This is a genomic window from Vibrio sp. Y51_MX_L26 (assembly GCF_024181935.1).
Classification (GTDB): domain Bacteria; phylum Pseudomonadota; class Gammaproteobacteria; order Enterobacterales; family Vibrionaceae; genus Vibrio; species Vibrio diabolicus.
Genome location: NZ_JAMZAS010000015.1, coordinates 51,918 through 70,599 on the forward strand (window position 1 = coordinate 51,918; position 18,682 = coordinate 70,599).

The 18,682-nt window shown below is 43.2% G+C and carries 13 protein-coding genes and 1 pseudogene; 9 read left to right on the top strand and 5 right to left on the bottom strand.

What is annotated here, in order from left to right:
* Window positions 1-154: 154 nt before the first annotated feature.
* Window positions 155-1,945, top strand: a complete 1,791-nt coding sequence (locus tag NL645_RS21230) for an ATP-binding protein (protein ID WP_253652345.1) — start codon at window positions 155-157, stop codon at window positions 1,943-1,945.
* A 92-nt stretch (window positions 1,946-2,037) separates the two neighbouring features.
* Here the strand turns inward: NL645_RS21230 and napF are convergent, their stop codons facing one another.
* Complete coding sequence (gene napF / locus NL645_RS21235) at window positions 2,038-2,559, bottom strand: ferredoxin-type protein NapF (RefSeq protein ID WP_253652346.1); 522 nt, start codon at window positions 2,557-2,559, stop codon at window positions 2,038-2,040.
* Entirely contained in the window at window positions 2,552-3,121 is a 570-nt protein-coding gene (locus NL645_RS21240; protein WP_253652347.1) for a molecular chaperone TorD family protein, read from the bottom strand. Before NL645_RS21240 ends, napF begins: the two co-directional genes overlap by 8 nt.
* A gap of 197 nt (window positions 3,122-3,318) precedes the next feature.
* Here NL645_RS21240 and NL645_RS21245 point away from each other — a divergent pair, with 197 nt between their 5' ends.
* Genes NL645_RS21245 through NL645_RS21255 form a run of 3 tightly spaced genes read left to right on the top strand, consistent with a single transcriptional unit; the run spans window position 3,319 to window position 7,242 of the window.
* Entirely contained in the window at window positions 3,319-5,763 is a 2,445-nt protein-coding gene (locus tag NL645_RS21245) for a DmsA/YnfE/YnfF family dimethyl sulfoxide reductase (RefSeq protein ID WP_253652348.1), read from the top strand.
* A gap of 11 nt (window positions 5,764-5,774) precedes the next feature.
* Window positions 5,775-6,395 (top strand): DMSO/selenate family reductase complex B subunit, encoded by a 621-nt coding sequence (locus NL645_RS21250; protein WP_253652349.1) that lies wholly within the window; start codon window positions 5,775-5,777, stop codon window positions 6,393-6,395.
* A gap of 1 nt (window position 6,396) precedes the next feature.
* Entirely contained in the window at window positions 6,397-7,242 is an 846-nt protein-coding gene (locus tag NL645_RS21255; protein ID WP_253652350.1) for a DmsC/YnfH family molybdoenzyme membrane anchor subunit, read from the top strand.
* 253 nt (window positions 7,243-7,495) lie between these two features.
* Here the strand turns inward: NL645_RS21255 and NL645_RS21260 are convergent, their stop codons facing one another.
* Window positions 7,496-8,983 (bottom strand): bifunctional diguanylate cyclase/phosphodiesterase, encoded by a 1,488-nt coding sequence (locus NL645_RS21260; protein ID WP_253652351.1) that lies wholly within the window; start codon window positions 8,981-8,983, stop codon window positions 7,496-7,498.
* Between the two features lie 198 nt (window positions 8,984-9,181).
* Here NL645_RS21260 and NL645_RS21265 point away from each other — a divergent pair.
* Window positions 9,182-9,358: pseudogene (locus tag NL645_RS21265) on the top strand (diguanylate cyclase); the annotation flags it as partial.
* Between the two features lie 120 nt (window positions 9,359-9,478).
* Here NL645_RS21265 and NL645_RS21270 read toward each other — a convergent pair.
* Together NL645_RS21270 and NL645_RS21275 are read right to left on the bottom strand one after the other, a co-directional pair.
* Window positions 9,479-10,267: a hypothetical protein gene (locus NL645_RS21270; protein WP_253652352.1), complete on the bottom strand. Its 789-nt coding sequence runs from the start codon at window positions 10,265-10,267 to the stop codon at window positions 9,479-9,481.
* A 63-nt stretch (window positions 10,268-10,330) separates the two neighbouring features.
* The gene (locus NL645_RS21275) at window positions 10,331-11,212 is read right to left on the bottom strand and encodes a hypothetical protein (RefSeq protein ID WP_309248907.1); all 882 of its coding nucleotides are present in this window, start codon (window positions 11,210-11,212) and stop codon (window positions 10,331-10,333) included.
* A 213-nt stretch (window positions 11,213-11,425) separates the two neighbouring features.
* On the opposite strand from NL645_RS21275, the gene NL645_RS21280 reads away from it, so the two are divergent.
* From NL645_RS21280 to NL645_RS21295, 4 genes are read left to right on the top strand one after another with little or no spacing between them, the layout of a single operon-like run.
* Window positions 11,426-13,129: a class I SAM-dependent DNA methyltransferase gene (locus NL645_RS21280; protein WP_253652354.1), complete on the top strand. Its 1,704-nt coding sequence runs from the start codon at window positions 11,426-11,428 to the stop codon at window positions 13,127-13,129.
* Window positions 13,119-14,447: a restriction endonuclease subunit S gene (locus NL645_RS21285; RefSeq protein WP_253652355.1), complete on the top strand. Its 1,329-nt coding sequence runs from the start codon at window positions 13,119-13,121 to the stop codon at window positions 14,445-14,447. The genes NL645_RS21280 and NL645_RS21285 overlap by 11 nt, the downstream gene beginning before the upstream one ends.
* Entirely contained in the window at window positions 14,447-15,376 is a 930-nt protein-coding gene (locus NL645_RS21290; RefSeq protein WP_253652356.1) for a COG2958 family protein, read from the top strand. The genes NL645_RS21285 and NL645_RS21290 overlap by 1 nt, the downstream gene beginning before the upstream one ends.
* Before the next feature lie 16 nt (window positions 15,377-15,392).
* Window positions 15,393-18,620, top strand: a complete 3,228-nt coding sequence (locus tag NL645_RS21295; RefSeq protein ID WP_253652357.1) for a type I restriction endonuclease subunit R — start codon at window positions 15,393-15,395, stop codon at window positions 18,618-18,620.
* Window positions 18,621-18,682 lie beyond the last annotated feature (62 nt).

Consider the following 18,682-nt stretch of genomic DNA (forward strand, 5'->3'; position numbering starts at 1 on the left):
GAGGATGGCTGAGGAGACTGATCGTTGTCTAAGTTAAAAATGCTCGCGTGGGGAATACTAGCCACTTTGTTGGTGATAGCAGCTTCTTTTTTCTATTACGTTGAAAAAGAAAGTGTCATACCTGTGATCCATGAGTTCCATCTGGAGGAGTCTAGTGAATGATAGAAATTCACAAAGTATGAATATACTTGAGTTTTTTATTGGCATTGGATTAGGTATCACCTTAATTGCTTTTTTCTCTTTTAAGACTCAAAACAACCTTCTAGAAGCGGTAGAGAGTTCTCATGTTGCGCACTCATCAAGTATTATTCATATCAGAAATTATGTTTATTTATTAGACCGAAAAGATAACGATAAATCACGTAAGTTATTGAATAAGATAGAAGAATTAACTAGTGAGTTAAAGGGGCTATCCGAAGCATCCAATGATATTACTACTAGATTCCCCCAGTTTTTTTGGCTAGGAGATTCACTTTCTCACATAGTTGAAGCTTACGCCAAAACAGCAAATGAGCAGTTAGCTTTACTTGAGAATATAATTGAAGTTAAGCAAAAGACAAAAACAACGCCACCTCTAAATAAATTAGAGCGACTTGTTTTTTCAGAGTCCATGGACGAAGCCGCCGAACAAGCTCATGAACGTTTAATGAATAATATTTTTCTAACGAGTGAAGCGGCGGTTTATTCATTAATACTTTCCACTGTTTTAATGTTTTCAGTCATTGTTTTATATCTTAGTCACTACATAACTGAACTCAAAAATACCAAACTAGCTCTGCAAGCTGCTGTAAAAAAAGCCGAAGAGGCTAACCATGCTAAATCCATGTTTTTGGCAGCCATGAGTCATGAAATTCGTACTCCAATGAATGGTGTTATAGGAATGACTCAGCTGCTCATATCAGATAACAAAGACCCCAAGATTCAGGAGCACTTAAGCACGCTACTAGAGTCTGGTGAGCACCTTATGGTGATTATTAATGAAATTCTAGACTTCTCGAAGTTAGAACAAGGAAAACTAGACCTTGTTAAAGAAGACTTTGATGCTCGTCAATTAGTAATACCTGTAATAAATGCGTTCAATCCACAAGCTCATGATAAAGGTGTTCAGCTCACTTTTGACACTCAACAGCTTCCCAAGAACTTAGTTCTGAAAGGAGATATTGTTCGTATTCGTCAAATTATTTTTAACTTAGTGGGGAATGCAATCAAGTTCACTTCGGATGGTATGGTTAAAGCTGTAGTAAAGTATGACGTTAAAAAAGAAGAGCTCATCTTCCAAGTTTCTGACACAGGGATAGGCATTCCAAGCAAACGTTTAGAGAGTATCTTTAATGCTTTTGAGCAAGCTGAGATAAGAACAATGCATGACTTCGGAGGCACAGGGTTAGGTCTATCGATAGTAAAAAAATTATGCTTGGCAATGGGGGGTGACGTAACAGTTACTAGTAAGTTAGGTATCGGGAGTTGCTTTACTGCGACAGTTACAACTCCCGTAGGAACGCAAAGCAACTTACAAAAAAAATCCCTGTTACTAGCCGATTTTGAGGGGGAGCGTGTGCTGATTGTTGAGGATAACCGAGTGAATCAACTCGTTGCTAAGCGTATGTGCCAAAAACTAGGTTTTACCGTTTTTATCGCCTCTAATGGTGTTGAGGCGATAAAAAAGGTGCAGCAAACATCTTTCAACGTGATTTTAATGGATCATCAGATGCCTAAAATGGGAGGTATAGAAGCCACGCACATCATACGAAATGAGCACCTCTTTAAGGGGATAATTCTTGGTTGCACTGCTGATGTAACCGATGAGACAGCTGCGGGTTATATCAGGGCCGGGGCAAATCTTGTGATAACAAAACCTCTTAAGTTAGAGTCTTTGGCTGAAGCGCTTACGCAAAGCCGAGAAAACAAGAACTCTTTCAGGTGTTACGAAGCTATAGGTCATTAGCTTGTTCAACTATACTAGAAGTGAAGTACGTCCATCACATCAAAGCCTTTTCGTTAGGGGACGTGAAGTTAAGGGAAGTCACTTAACGCACGTTATCTATAGGGTTTGTTATACAGCTTCATTAAAATCGCGTTTGAATAACAACTAATACGACATTGCCCGCAACCATTGCAGAGTTCGTTGTTTATGTGTGGTAGTTCATCATCTTGAACGGAGATGGCATGCTGTGGACAAGCGGAGGCACATTGCTGGCATTCCGTCTGAAGGTAATTGTCGCAGCTTTGCGTAAAGTCTGGACGCAAGTTGATGTCTAGTGTTACGGAAGCATGCAGCGCGTCGCTAGGGCAGGCTTTGACACACTCGCTACATAAACTGCATTGGTTGTAATCGAGATTGAGCTGCGCCAGTTGAGCATCAAGCTCTATGACACTGTTTGGGCAAACTTTGAGGCATTCACCACAGCCGTCGCAAAGACGCACAAACAATGCCTCATCCACCGCATGAGGCGGGCGTGCTACGAGGCGCGGTGTTATTTCGGCTTGCTGAGTCCGTTTTACTGGTTGGCTGAAACGGCTCAGAAAGCCTCGTCGATTAGTATCGATAGATTCACTCATTCAAATAGATCTTCCTTTTCACTACTTCAATCTGTTGTTGTTGAATCAATGCGTTTAGCCATTTCGAGACGTCTTCTGCCAACCGCTGATAAAACAGATTTGGCGCTTTGTATCTGAGCTGCTCAAGATAGCTTGAGCCCCAAGGCATTAAATGCTCTCCGAGTAGCTCATATGCTGTTTGTGTTTGGTCTTGTTCAAGAAAGTATGCGCAGGCTAACAGCATTAAACCAAATTGATCTTCTGGCTCGCGTTGGCCTGAATCTAATTCGATACCGTTCTGCTGTAAAAATAATCGATATTGCGTGTTTGAGTCGCCGAACAATACCTGTTCTTTGTCTAAATATACCGATCCCCAAGGTGGGACTGGCATAGTACCCATTCCTTCGAATACCACGCTGAAATCATGTTCGAGTTGTTCTTCCGTTAAAGAAGTGAGCGAATTCAATGTTTCTGTTTGAAGAACATTTTCTGTCACTAAAGAACGTACCAACTCAACCGATTCTGACTTGCTTCGCTTGTAATAGAACAGTGTGCCTAATATCTTTAGCGTATGGATAATCATTTTCATTTCAATAAATTAGATTAACAATGTGTGTTTCTATTCTTTCATGTTCACGCCAAGTTTAATCACAAAATTGACAATTTAAAATTAAATTAATATTCACTTTGATTTATATCAATAGTGGGTGCTCTCATCATTTTAATAGCACGAATTTAACCCTAAGGTGGTATGTGCAAGCAATGTTAAGGCATCCAATTATGACGAAGAATAAACAGCAATCTGACTTGATGAATCTGACTCGTCGCGGATTCATTAAAGCGAGTTCTGCGATAGGTAGTGCAGCGGCGTTAGCCAGTGGTATTAGCTTACCATTTAAGTCTAGCCCTGCACGCGCGGTAGAATCAGTAACAAGTGACGAGAAAGTTGTTTGGAGTGCATGCACAGTAAACTGTGGTTCACGCTGCCCGCTTCGCATGCATGTACAAAATGGTGAGATCAAATATGTTGAAACCGATAATACCGGTGGAGACGTATTTGGTGACAGTCCTCAAGTAAGAGCATGCTTACGTGGCCGTTCTATGCGCCGCCGGGTATATAACCCAGACCGATTGAAGTACCCAATGAAACGGGTAGGTAAGCGTGGTGAAGGTAAATTTAAGCGCATCAGTTGGGAAGAAGCTTACGATGAAGTTGCCAAGACGATGCAACGGCTAATCAAAGACTACGGCAACGACGCAATTTATTTGAACTACGGTACGGGCACGCTTGGCGGGACAGTGACTAAGTCATGGCCACCAGCATCCACATTGATTGCTCGTTTAATGAATTTATGCGGTGGCTATTTAAATCACTACGGCGATTACTCCACAGCGCAAATTGCGGAAGGCCTCAGTCATACCTACGGCGGCTGGGCAATGAACAACTCGTTTTCTGATTTGGCCAACGCAAAGCTTAATATCCAGTTTGGTAATAACCCTGCTGAGACTCGGATGTCTGGTGGTGGTTTGATCCATCACTATGTCGAGAGTAAAAATAAGTCCAACGTTAGAACCATTATTATTGACCCTCGTTACACCGATACCGCAGGCGGGCGTGAAGACCAATGGATCCCAATCCGTCCTTCTACTGATGCGGCATTAGTAGCAGGCTTAGCGCATGTGCTTATCACGGAGAACTATGTCGATCAGGCTTTCCTCGATAAATATTGCATCGGCTACGATGAGAAAACCCTGCCAGCGTCCGCAACAAAAAACAGCGACTACAAGTCATACATCTTAGGCTTGGGTGACGATGGGGTAGAAAAAACGCCGCAATGGGCTTCAAAGATCACAGGGATTCCTGTCGACACCATTATTAAGCTGGGCCGAGAAATGGGCGCAAACAAACCATGTGCCATTCACCAAGGCTGGGGTTTGCAACGCACGGCGAACGGTGAATTGGCATCGCGCGCTATTGCTATGCTGTCTCTACTGACTGGCTCGGTAGGTGTATCTGGTGGTTCAACTGGTGCTCGTGAGAGTGATATCAATATTCCGTTTGTGCGTTTCCCAACGGTTCCTAATCCAGTAAAAACCTCTATCTCGATGTTCTTGTGGACGGATGCAATTTATCGCCACCATGAAATGACAGACAAAACCGATGGTGTGAGAGGTGCAGAGCGCTTAGCGAATCCGATCAAGATGATTTGGAACTACGCGGGTAACTGCTTGGTTAACCAGCATGCCGAGATCAACAAAACTCATGAAATCTTACAAGACGACAAAGCGTGTGAAATGATTGTAGTGATCGACAATCACATGACTTCTTCTGCTAAGTACGCCGATATTATCCTGCCGGATTTAACCACTTCTGAACAAGATGACTGGGCAATGGACGGCAAAGCATCGAATGCGCCTTATTTCATCTACGCCCAGAAAGCGATTGAGCCTCAGTTCGAAGCAAAAAGTATCTACGAAATGTGCTCTGAAATCGCCAAACGGATGGGAGTAGAGAAAGAGTTTACTGAAGGGCGGACACAGCAAGAGTGGGTTGAGCATTTGTATGCGGAAACCCGCAAGCAAGACCCATCTCTACCAACCTTTGAAGAGATGAAAGAGTTGGGCATTTATAAGCGTCAATATCAGCGTGATTACATCGCTTATCAAGATTTTCGTAATGATCCTGAAGCCAATCCGCTTTCAACCCCAAGTGGCAAGATTGAAATTTACTCTGAAACACTAGCGAACATTGCCAAAGAGTGGACGCTAAAAGAAGATGAAGTGATTCATCCACTACCTATCTATGTGGATTCGTTTGAGGGACACAATGACCCATTAACAGCCAAGTACCCACTGCAGCTGACGGGATTCCACTTTAAAGCTCGCTGCCACTCTACTTATGGCAATGTGGCATTGCTTAAAGCGGCGGCACGTCAGGAAGTATGGATTAATCCGATCGATGCCGAGGCCCGTGGCATCAAAAATGGCGACATGGTGAGTATTTTTAATGATCGCGGCGAAGTATGGATTCCCGCCAAAGTGACACCACGTATCTTGCCTCACGTAGTCGCGCTAGGTGAAGGCGCTTGGTATGCACCCGATGGACAAAAAGTCGATCATGCTGGCTCGATTAACGTGTTAACGACTCAGCGACCAAGTCCACTCGCTAAGGGTAATCCGCAACACTCCAATCTGGTTGATATCAAATTGGCGAACAAAGCATAAGGTAGGTAAAGATGAAACAATACGGCTTTTACATAGATTCAAGTAAATGCACAGGTTGTAAAACTTGCCAGCTTGCTTGTAAAGACTATCGGGACTTGGACGTGAAGCGTAATTATCGTCGTGTGTATGAATACGCTGGCGGCGGCTTTGTCCAAGATGGAGATACGTGGATTCAAAATGATGTGTTCTCTTACTATTTGTCCATCGCGTGTAATCACTGCTCAAATCCAGCTTGCGTGAAAGTGTGTCCGTCAGGCGCGATGCACAAACGCCAAGAAGATGGTTTGGTGGTGGTAAACGAAGAGGTTTGTATTGGCTGTCAGCACTGTAGCAACGCGTGTCCGTATGGCGCGCCTCAGTTTAGCAAAGAGAAAGGTCATATGACTAAGTGCGATGGGTGCTACGAGCGCGTGGCTGATGGTAAGCAACCGATGTGTGTTGAATCTTGTCCGCTGCGTGCGTTGGAATTTGGGGAAATCCAGGTATTACGTGAGAAATACGGTACAACCGCTGATGTTGCACCACTACCTTCTTCACACCTGACTTTGCCCAATATTGTGATTAAGTTGAACAAGAATGCTAAGCCAGCGGGCGATACAACTGGCTACTTAGCAAACCCTAAGGAGGTTTAAGATGATTTTCCATGAGTATTCTTTAATCTTCTTTACGGTGCTGGCGCAAACGGCCGTCGGTGGTTACTTACTCGTTAGCGCGCGTGCGTTGGCCATGGGTTTTGATGAAGCAAAAATCAACAGCTACAAAGTGCCGATGTTTGCTCTGTGGGCGATCATGGGATTGGGCTTTCTGTTCTCGATCACCCATTTAGGTTCTCCGCTCCGCGCATTTAACTCATTTAGCCAGCTAGGTTCAGCGTGGCTGTCAAATGAAGTGTTCTTCGGCGCTGCGTTCTTCGCTGTTGGTGGGCTACAGTGGTTGCTATCAGTACTGAATAAAGGCGGTGCAGCAGTTCAAAAAATCTTAATAATTGGTGCGATGGTTCTGGGTTGTATCTTTATGTATTCCATGGTGAATGTGTACATGATCAATACCGTTCCAACCTGGTTTAACATTTACACACCGCTAAGCTTTGTGATGACAATGGTGGTCGGTGGTTTGTTGCTCTCGCAGCTGGTGATCGTATCTGCCAAGGATAGCCGCTTCACTGTGGATCGAAACATTGTGATGTTGGCTGTTGTTGCGGTTGCGATTAGCTTGGTCGTGACGGTGGGCAAAATGAACCTTGTGAGTGAAGTACAAAGTTCAATTATTAAAGCTTCTGAACTGGTGGATGGACTTGGCGGTTATTTGAGTGTGCAAGTGGCTCTTCTGCTGGCTGGTCTACTCATTTGGGTGTTACCGATGATCAATAAGTCGAGTGTCAACCCAGTTAACTTAACCGTAGCGCTGGTGTTGATCTTAGCGTCTGAGTTGATAGGACGTGGCCTGTTTTACAGCTTACACATGACGGTGGGTTTCTAGGGCGTGTTGAGCTTTGCTGTACATATTGTTCTCAGCAATACATCGGTAGCAACATCATAGTAAACGCCAGTGATACCATGCTGGCGTATTTTCTTTCTAACTTGCCATATATGCTTTCAGAGCTTCATTTTCCTAGCCTCTGCCTACGATAAAAACATTTACTTTCTATAAATGGGATTGCTGTGTTTATAAAAACAACACTCCTTCAGTTTTTGGGCCTGCTAGACACTGCAATGAAATCAACTTTATTGTCTTACGAAGTTATATTTAATTTCTCTTTTAATTCCTCAACAGGTATTGGGTGGCTTAGATAGAAACCTTGGGCTTGTTCACAGTCTAACTCTTCAAGAATTCGTAACTGGTGATCGGTTTCTACTCCTTCCGCAACGACTTGAATTCCGAACCCTTTTGCAATGTCGATAATGCCTGAAGTGATCGCTCTTGAACGATAATCAACCGCAATATCTTTGATGAAGCTACGATCTATCTTGATTTCATCGACGTCTAGTCTATTGAAAATTCCAAATGAGGTATAACCGACCCCAAAGTCATCGATAGAGAACGCTACACCAGACCTTTTCATTTTTTTTACTAGGCTTGCACATTTTTCTATATTCTTAAGTGTGGCTGTCTCTGTGATTTCAAGGCATAGGTATTTTGAAAGTTCAGTGTCTTGATTTAGCTGATACTCAATTTGATGAATACCCTCAGTGCTATTTAGCTCAGTCGCTGAAATATTTACAGATACGCTTTGGATGACACGGCCTAGGAGCTGAGCTTCTTTAAGTTGCTTTGATGCTTGCTTGATTACTAGCTTCGTTAAAGCGCTACTAAGATTATTTTCTTCTGCCAGCGAGACAAATACTGATGGCGGTATATCTCCGTATTGAGAGTGAGTCCAGCGAGATAGCACTTCAACTCCCATCATTCTCTTGTCTTTTAGGCGATATTTTGGTTGAAAGACTATCTGTATTTGCTCTTCTTGAATCGCATGACGCAACTCTATAATCATGCGTTGTTTTTGGAAATCTTCTTCAGCGAGTTGTTTGTCGTGGTATCGGATAGTATTTTTTGTTTTTTTTGCCTGAGCTAGAGCATATTTTGCCGACGACATGAGTTGCTTGACACTCTCTCCATCATACGGGTAGAAGGCCACACCAATAGAGCATGTCACATTAATTTCATGATTTTTTGCATGTTGATTAAACTGCTTTTGAACGCGAGCTAAGTGCAGAGCTATTTGGTTTTCATCATGCATTCGTACCAAACAAGCAAACCCATCAGAGTGTATTCGTGATGAGAGAATAGGAAAGACCGTATGAGAGTCAATAGATTGTGCGATATCCTTTATAAACTGACTACTTTTCGTAAAACCGAGGCGATCGGCTATGGGTTTAAAGTTATCAATATCAAGAAGAAAAAGAACGTAGTGTTCATCTTCTTTTGCACTTTGGATTTTTTGTTCTAGGTAGCGAAAAAATACCAAAGGGCTGTGTAAACCTGTTACAGAGTCAATGTCATTTGCTTGTTCAAGTTCTCGATTGTTCTTTTTTACCAGTCCCCACAGCAATAAAGATGTGACCACTATAAATAACATTCCCTTCAGTGATTGAACCAAGGTATAGACTTGTGGATTGCTCGATAGGAGTTCTACTGCTTTATCTGAGAACCAAACCCATAGCGATGCAAACACAAAGTAAGTAAAAACGAACTTAGTGGGGGATTTTATATTTCTTTTCATACTGACCACAGTATTATCTGTTCACTCTCCATGAGTAAGGCCATACTTATATAAGTAAATTATCATTACATCTCATATCAATCTAGTGGCGCATCACTAAAGTGTTTAAAATGTTACATCGAGCATTAATCACAGATTGTTGCTGAGCAAATCTGTAAGGCTATTTCTGATTGTTTAACGTTTGTTGGCTAGTCACGCCTTGGAGTGTCTCATTGGTCAGCAGAAGATGAGCCGATTAGCGCGACTCTTAAACGTGCCGATGATGCTCTTTATCAAGCTAAACATAATGGTAGGAATCGCACCGAACTCGATCCTTCAAGTGAGAGGCCTGAAATTAATGATATAGCCCCATTATGCGCAGTGCTTAAGTATTAGGAAGGTCATTGCTCCTTCCTAATACCTGATTTCAAGTATTTTGAAGAACAGAAGTCGGGGCGAATTAGTTTTGATAGGTGGCTAGAGGTAGTTATTTCACGAGACTTCTGCTTCGTTTCTTTACCATCTGCCCTCAGCATCGTCAGCCGAGTGATATGTTGAGTTATTCCCTTCAAATTTCAGCCGACCAAAACTTTCACATAATACATCAAGAGCGATGTCGCTTTCTAAGATGGTTTCTACAGGCACTGCGAGAGTTTCATCGTCTGAGAAATCGTTAATATCCAGCTGATAGCGCTCAAAGCTGCGTTGTTCTTCGTCCGTTAAAGATGACTTAAGTTTGTGCTCAAATACTCGACCATATAACCAGCATTTGATATTTCCTAGTGAAAATTCAATAAGCGGTGCTTGACCATAAATCCCATCCATTCGATTGTTGGCTTTTAGCATAGAGTGAACCGTTAATATCATTGCTACACTGTATGATCTTCCTGCAACTTGTATTTCAGGACGCGCAAGCTCACACCAGTGATCCGAAGAAGATAGCTCGTACAGTTTATTGCTTCTAATCGTTGCTGCGTCAACGACCTCTTCGCGTAAGTACGGATGAGAATGAGCCGTTCCAATGTATTGATAATCCTCGCCGAAAACTTTAGCGATATCTTTTTTTATTGAAAGAGAGAGTGGGTTCCATTCAACTGAAGAGCGTTTTCTTTTAGCTGATGTTTCAACAGAAACATGATTTATCGTACATTTAAATGGGTGGGCTTTATTCGCATATCCCCACAGGTGGGCCGCTGTCTCTATGGAGACTGATTTGCTGCCCTCGTGCTTTATCGCATAAGCCTCTAAACCAGCCATGATTAGCTCAAATATCGCACTTTTACTGACTGAAATTGTCGCGGTCATTTTCTCTTTGTTCCTATTATTGACGGTTATTTTCTTAGTTTGATGAGAGGTAAGACACAAGAGTTATTGGGCGAACTCTACATGTTCTTTCAGTTTGTTTTTATAGCGCTCATAAAGCGAATCCCATACATCTTCACTTACCATGTCTAGTGGTACGTATTCTTCAAAAATGACACCACTCTCATCAGGATAGGCAAGTTCGGTATACGAATAACTTGGACCATCTTCATAAAGCGCTTCCCAACACTCGATGCATTCTTCTTTAAACCATTCTTTGTTGATTGGCTCAGGATCGGCATTCAGGAGATGAATTAAGTTCTTAGAATGAAAGAAATTATGCGCTTCACTTTTAACATCAAACAGGTAGCTAGAAAATAGAGCAATGACTCTTCCGTCCCATAATCTGTAGCGGTGGTACTGAGACGTATAATGCTCCTTTACTCGATCGAGAAGGTGACGTTCACATAAAGCGCTTAAGTCTTTGTTCCTCAATGTTGGGACTTCTGGAATTGGTTCAATGTCGTAAAAGCGTACATGACCAAACAAGTAGCGTTGAGTCAGCTTAGAGGCGATGGAATCGGCGGAACCTTTAAGTGCAATGTCGTTGCATGGCAGTTTTTGGGAAGAGTCTGCAATTTTGTTGGCCAGCGCCTTAACAATGTCTGAAGCGGTTGATTTGACTTTCTCAACCAATTTTAATCTTAAATAGCCTTGAGCTGAGCTGTTTAATATTTTCTTTCGTGTAGGAATAGAGGGTGGAGAGGAAAGCGTGAGTGCTGTTGCGGTGTCTAGTGATTTCAAGGTTGCTTGCTGGTCTAAGTCAACCTTTAGGTAATCACAGAACACTGCCAACTGCTCTTTAAAGTCGTTCAGTAGCTCTAGTCTTTCGTATTCTAGTTCTTGAAGTTCTTCTTTTGAAATATTCTGATTAGTCATAGCAGATATATCATCCATCTTAAAATGCATTTAGTTGCGTTAATATATACTCCCATCAATAAGAAGTCTGACGATTCTGACGGAAACTTAAGTCGTTTCTGCTTAATGACAAAAATATGCATTTTAGTTTATAAAGAATATTGTCAAGTAAGGCAGAACTCAAAGACATCTACTGAGTTACTGGTATCATAAGACCAATTTTTTGAACTCAAGAAACCCGTAATGAACGAACAAGAACAACTATTCCTCAAAGAGCTGGAAAGCAAGCTCTGGACAGCCGCAGACAAACTCCGTGCGTCACTCGATGCCTCTCAATACAAGCATGCGGTACTTGGCTTAATTTTCGTTAAATACGTGTCTGACGCCTTCACGCTTCGCCAAGAAGAGCTAAAACAAGACTTTGCTAACCCTGATCACGAGTACTTCCTCGATCCTGAAGGTTACACGGCTGAAGAACTTGAACAAGAAATCGCGATTGAACTGGAACAGCGCGATTACTACAAAGAGAAAAACGTGTTTTGGTTGCCTACTGAATCTCGTTGGAAGTTCCTGCAAGACAATGGCCCGATGGTTATTGGCGGTGCGGATTTGGTTATTGATGGTAAGACGAAGAAAATTACGTCAGTTGGTCACCTGATTGATAACGCCTTGGAAGGTATTGAGCGCGATAACCAGAAGCTAAAAGGCGTACTCAACAAGCACTACGCATCGCTAAAAATTGATCAGGCAAAACTTAATGAGCTGATTAACCTAATCGCGACCATTCCGTTTAATCATAAATCCTTGAACAGTAAAGATATCCTTGGTCATATTTACGAATACTTCTTAGGACAATTTGCGCTTGCTGAAGGTAAGAAAGGCGGTCAGTTCTACACGCCTGCATCAATCGTTTCGCTGATTGTTGAGATGATTGAACCATTTGAAGGCCGTGTGTATGACCCAGCAATGGGTAGTGGCGGTTTCTTTGTGCAATCAGAGAAATTTATAGAGCGCCGTGCTAACCAAAAAGAAATCGACCCGCTGACGCAAAAACAAAGGATCTCGATTTACGGTCAGGAATACAACTACACCACATGGCAGCTTGCTGCGATGAACATGGCAATCCGTGGCTTGGATTACGATTTTGGTAAGGAGCCTGCCAGTACCTATACAAATGACCAACACCCTGATTTGCGAGCTGATTTCATCATGGCAAATCCTCCTTTCAACATGAAAGAGTGGAATACAGGTGTCGATGATAACGATCCTCGCTGGGTATATGGCACTCCACCATCAGGTAACGCCAACTTTGCTTGGATGCAACATATGCTCTACCACCTTGCACCAGATGGTTCTCAAGCCTTACTTCTTGCTAATGGTTCGATGAGTTCAACCACTAACAACGAAGGCGAAATTCGTGCGGCCTTGGTCGAGAACGATTTGGTCGAGTGTATGGTTGCACTTCCGGGGCAACTGTTTACCAACACGCAGATCCCTGCCTGTATCTGGTTCTTAACCAAAAACAAGAAAGCTCGTACCGATAAATCAGGTCGTAAGCTGCGTGAGCGCAAAGGCGAAGTGCTATTCATAGATGCGCGTAACCTTGGCTATATGAAAGACCGCGTACTTCGTGATTTCACTCGTGATGATATCCAGAAAGTCGCTGACCTGTACCACGCTTGGAAAACAGGTGAAGAAGTTAATGGCGTCGCGTATGAAGACCAATCGGGCTTCTGCAAATCTGCAACGTTAGAAGATATTAAAAAACACGATTTTGTGCTCACTCCGGGGCGTTATGTTGGTGCCGCAGAAGAGCTGGATGACGGTATTCCGTTTGCTGAGAAGATGGCGACATTAACCGAAAAACTGGGTGAGCAATTTGCCGAATCAGCCAAGTTAGAAGCCGAAATCAAAAAGAACTTGGCGGGGTTAGGTTATGAGTTGTGATTGGCCTGAGTTCCAACTTAGTGAAAAGTGCACTATTAAATCAAGTACTCGTATTTTCAAAAAAGAGTATGTTGAGAACGGTGTTCCATTCATGCGTTCTAAAGACGTAATTGATAAGGCTCTGGGAGAATTTAGTCATTTTGAGCTATTCATATCAAAAGAACGATATCAAGAAATAAAAGTTAAATATGGTTCTCCTCAACAAGGAGATCTATTAATCAGCTCCGTGGGGAATCGTTCGGGTTGGCCTTATATAGTCCAAGACGAAGGTGATTTCTATTTCAAAGATGGGAATGTTATTTGGATGAGTCAATTTGACGGGCTTGATCCTGATTTTTTGGCTTATTGGTTGAAGTCCGATATTGGACAAGCTGCTTTATCGTCAATAATGATTGGGTCTGCGCAAAAAGCTCTGACCATAGATTCACTAAGAAAGTTGTGGGTCAGATTTCCACCTTTTGAATACCAACATCTTTCATCGAATGTATTGAAACTTCTAGACAAGAAAATTGCTGCTAATAAGCAAACTAACCAAACCCTAGAAGAAATGGCGCAAGCCATCTTCAAATCATGGTTTGTTGATTTCGATCCGGTTAAAGCCAAAATGAATGGCGAGCAGCCTGAGGGAATGGATGCTGCTACTGCCTCGTTATTCCCCGAGAAGCTCGTTGAGTCTGAGTTGGGTTTGATTCCTGAGGGATGGGAAGTGTTGGAGTCGCAAAAAGTCGCGACTGTTGCCATAGGTAAGACTCCACCTAGGAAGGAGCCTCAATGGTTTTCTGAAAATCCGAGTAATGTCACTTGGATTTCTATCAAGGATATGGGGAACGCTGGTACTTATGCTCTGGACTCATCAGAGTACTTGACACCGGAGGCTGTAGATAAGTTTAACGTCAAGGTTATTCCCGATAACACATTGATTTTGAGTTTTAAACTGACTGTAGGACGTGTAGCTATCACTCATGGTGAGATGACCACAAATGAAGCTATTGCTCATTACAAATTGGCTGATGATGCTCGTGTATCAACTAACTTTTTGTATTCTTACATGAAGCAGTTCAATTTTGAGTCATTAGGGAGCACTTCATCAATAGCAAAAGCCGTTAACTCTAAGATTATCAAAGCACTGCCAGTCATCGTGCCATCGAAAGAGATCCTTGATAACTTTGATACTCTAGTGAAACCACTGTTCGATAAAATTAAGTCGAATCAGATGGAAAATCAGAACCTAGAAGCACTCCGTGATACGCTACTTCCTAAATTGCTTTCCGGCGAAATCGAGTTAGGACAAGCTCAAGAATTAGCTGAGGTCGAATAATGGCAACCCGAGTAGAAATGATTATCGAAACGCTCAAGGCGAACCCCGACAAGAAGTTTACTGCTCGGGATTTAGCCAAAGAATTTGTGCTTCGATATCCAGAAGAAATCGCTGAGAAACAAGAAAACCCCCGATACAACACCGAAGAAAAGTTGATTGCCCAGCTCGCAGCAGAAATTGGTGGCGAACGCACTGAAAGAGCGAAAAGCGTTTGTCCTAATGTCGCCACTCGTGACAAACCAAGACCTCGGGTTTATTACTGGGAGCAGAAACCTACACCTGCTCATCAGGAAGATGATCTTAGCGATGCAGATGAATCAGACATCGATACGCCTCTCGTGCCGCAAAGCTTAAGCGAGCACGATCTCTACCCAATGTTGATTGAGTACCTCAGCAAGGATCTGGGCCTTTACTGTCAGCGTATTGACGAGCGTAAATCTAAAAACTCTCATGGCAACGGTGGCAATCACTGGTTACATCCTGATGTGGTCGCGCTAGAGCCGCTCGACCAAGGTTGGGATGAAATTGTGAGAAGCTGTGTGCGCAGTGGGAATCACAGCTCGGTTCGACTTTGGTCTTTTGAAGTCAAAAAACATCTTACCAAAGGCAATGTACGAAAATACTTTTTCCAAGCCGTATCGAATTCGAGTTGGGCCAATTTCGGCTACCTTGTTGCTACAGGCTTAAATAGCGACGTTGAAGGTGAGCTGCAAATGTTGTCGAGCTTGCACGGGATTGGCGTGCTGATTCTGGATGCTGAATCTTTGTTTGATAGCCAAATACTCATTCCAGCTCAAGAGAGAGTCAACGTGGATTGGCAATCTGCAAACCGAATCGTCTCTGAAAATAGGGACTTCCACCATTACATTGAGCAGGTTGGCATTTATAACCAAACCGGACGATTGATTAAGAGCGCATGGAATAAATAATAAGGATAAAGGCTTAATGATTACTGAAGACCAACTAGAACAACAATGCCTCGATTGGTTTAAAGAGCTAGGTTACCAATACCAAAATGGCTATGACATCGCACCAGATGGTGATACGCCTGAACGTGAAAACTATCAGCAAGTCACGCTACAGGCGCGTTTAGTCTCTGCCTTGGAAACCTTAAACCCAAATGTGCCCAGTGACACCTTAATCGAAGTAGCGAAAATCGTTGCCACACCGCAAACACCTGTACTGATTAAAAACAACAAACTTTTTCACCAATATTTAATCGAAGGTGTGCCTGTTGAATACTCGGTAATGGAGCAAGAACAATGGGTGACCAAGCATACTCATGTTCGATTAATTGATTTTGAGAACCGTGAGAATAACGAGTTCTTAGTGGTTAATCAGTTCACCATCACAGGCACCAAAGTCAATCGTAGACCAGATGTGATTGTCTTTATCAATGGCTTGCCAATGGCGGTCATTGAGCTGAAAAATCCAGCCGATGATCACGCCGATATTTGGAATGCTTACAATCAAATTCAAACTTATAAAGAAGAAATCGCTGATCTCTTTGTGTTCAATGAAGCGCTGGTCATTTCAGATGGATGGACGGCGCGAGTCGGCTCGTTAACGGCTAATAAAGAACGTTTCTTGCCATGGAAGACGATAGAGAGTGAAGACGACAAGCCACTACTCGAATTCCAATTAGAAACCATGGTGCGTGGCTTCTTTAAGCCAGAATTGCTGCTCGATTACATTCGCTACTTCGTATTGTTCGAAAATGATAGCGACAAGATCATCAAAAAAATCGCAGGTTATCACCAATTCCATGCCGTCCGAGCTGCTGTTAAGGCAACCGTCACGGCTGCCACAACGTCTGACCAAATTACTGAGCCAAGGGCAAATTACGCCAATACCGTGGTGCCCGGAAGTAAAAAAGCGGGCGTGGTTTGGCATACTCAGGGAAGTGGAAAAAGCATTTCGATGGTCTGTTACGCAAGTAAATTGCTGCAACAACCAGAAATGAATAACCCAACCTTAGTAGTGGTTACCGACCGTAATGACCTAGACGGCCAGCTATTCAATACCTTCACCATGGCGCAAGAAACGTTGAAGCAAATCCCTCAGCAGGCTGAAGATCGTGATTCATTACGCGATTTACTTCTTAATCGTCAGTCCGGTGGCATCATCTTCACAACCGTACAAAAGTTTGCGCTGCTCGATGAAGAAATGGCACATCCGATTCTTTCTGAGCGCTCGAATATCGTGGTGGTTTCCGATGAGGCACACCGTAGCCAGTATGGCAATAAAGCTCGCTTAGTAGATGTTAAAGACGCAGATGGCAATGTGATTGATCAGCGTTATGTTTATGGTTACTCCAAATACATGCGTGACGCGCTGCCAAATGCCGCTTTTATTGGTTTTACAGGTACACCGATATCGATGGACGATAAAGACACTCGCGGTGTCTTTGGTGATTATGTTTCTATCTACGATATTCAAGACGCGGTCGATGATGGCGCGACAGTGCCGATTTATTACGAATCTCGCTTAGCCAAGCTCGATATTAATCAAGATGAAATCGAAGCGCTTAACGATCAGGTCGAAGAGGAGATTGGCGAAGACGAAGAAACGGAAAGTCGCGAGAAAATAAAATCGCAGTGGTCAGCACTTGAGAAACTGGTTGGTGCAGAGCCGCGAATCAAACAAGTTGCCCAAGATTTGGTAGAGCATTTTACGACTCGCTGTGAAACCTTTCCGGGCAAAGCGATGATTGTTGCCATGAGTCGCGAAATTTGTGTGGATTTATACGATGCCATCGTGGCTATCAAACCCGAATGGCATAACGAAGATCCAAACAAAGGCGCGATCAAAATCGTCATGACAGGCAGCGCTGCTGATAAAGCAAAAATGCAGCCTCATATCCATGATAAGAAGACCAAGAAGCTGTTCGAGAAACGTTACAAAGATACCGATGATGAATTGCAATTGGTTATTGTGCGCGATATGTGGTTAACAGGTTTTGATGCGCCTTGCTGCCATACCATGTATATCGATAAACCAATGAAAGGTCATAACCTTATGCAGGCGATAGCCCGTGTGAACCGCGTGTTTAAGGATAAGCCCGGAGGTTTGGTTGTTGACTATATTGGTATTGCTAATGAGCTTAAAAACGCACTGAAGACCTATACCAATAGCCAAGGTAAGGGAAAGCCAACCGTTGATACCGCTGAAGCTTTCGCAGTCTTTATGGAAAAAATCGACGTAATTCGCGGTATGTTTGCCACGCCTGTTGATGGTGACGTCTTCAACTATCGTCCAGATTTTGAAACCAAACCGCTGCAACTGCTTCCGGGAGCCGTGAACCATATCTCAGGTCTTTCACACCGCAACAGCAAAGGCGAAGAAGTTCGTGATGGCAAACGCCGCTTCCTCGATGTCATGGTTGCGTTGATGAAAGCCTTTTCTCTATGTAATACCTTGGATGAAGTTGATGGTTATAAGAGCGAAATCGCCTTTTACGGAGCTATTAAGACCGCCTTCTTAAAACACTCTACGGTTGATACCAAACGCAGCGATGAACTCCGTAATTCAGCTTTGCGCCAGATCCTGAATAACGCGGTGGTTGCCGATGGTGTGGATGATATCTTTAAAACGGTTGGTTTAGATAAACCGAATATTGGCTTGCTCTCTCCTGAGTTTTTGGAAGATGTTGCCAATATGAAAGAGAAGAATCTAGCTGTTGAGCTGCTAGAAAAACTGCTGCGCGACGAAGTGAAAGCAAGAATGAAAAACGATGTGGTGCAGGAGAAAAAATATTCTGATCGTATCATGATGACCTTGCAAAAATACCATAATCGTAACATTGAAACCGCTCAGGTGATTGAAGAGCTGATCCAGTGGGCTAAAGAGATGCAAGCTGACGCTGAGATGATGGAAAAGCTGGGGCTTTCCACTGATGAAATTGCGTTTTACCGTGCATTGGTCACCAACGAGGCTTCTGTGCGAACCCTAGGCGATGACAACCTTCGTCAACTTGCCATTGAACTCACTCACCAACTGCGTAAATCCGCTACGGTAGATTGGCAGAAACGAGAAAGCGTGCGAGCAAGGATGCGTAACCTTGTACGTCGTTTATTGCGTCGCTGGAAGTACCCACCTGATGCGGCTGAAGAGGCGATTAAGCTGGTTCTGGATCAAGCAGAAGTGCTAGCTGACGGGTGGTATGCGGCATGATTAAATGAAAGGCAAGGTCTGAGAGCCTTGCCTTTCTATTAGTGTTGACATTGGTCGTGTCT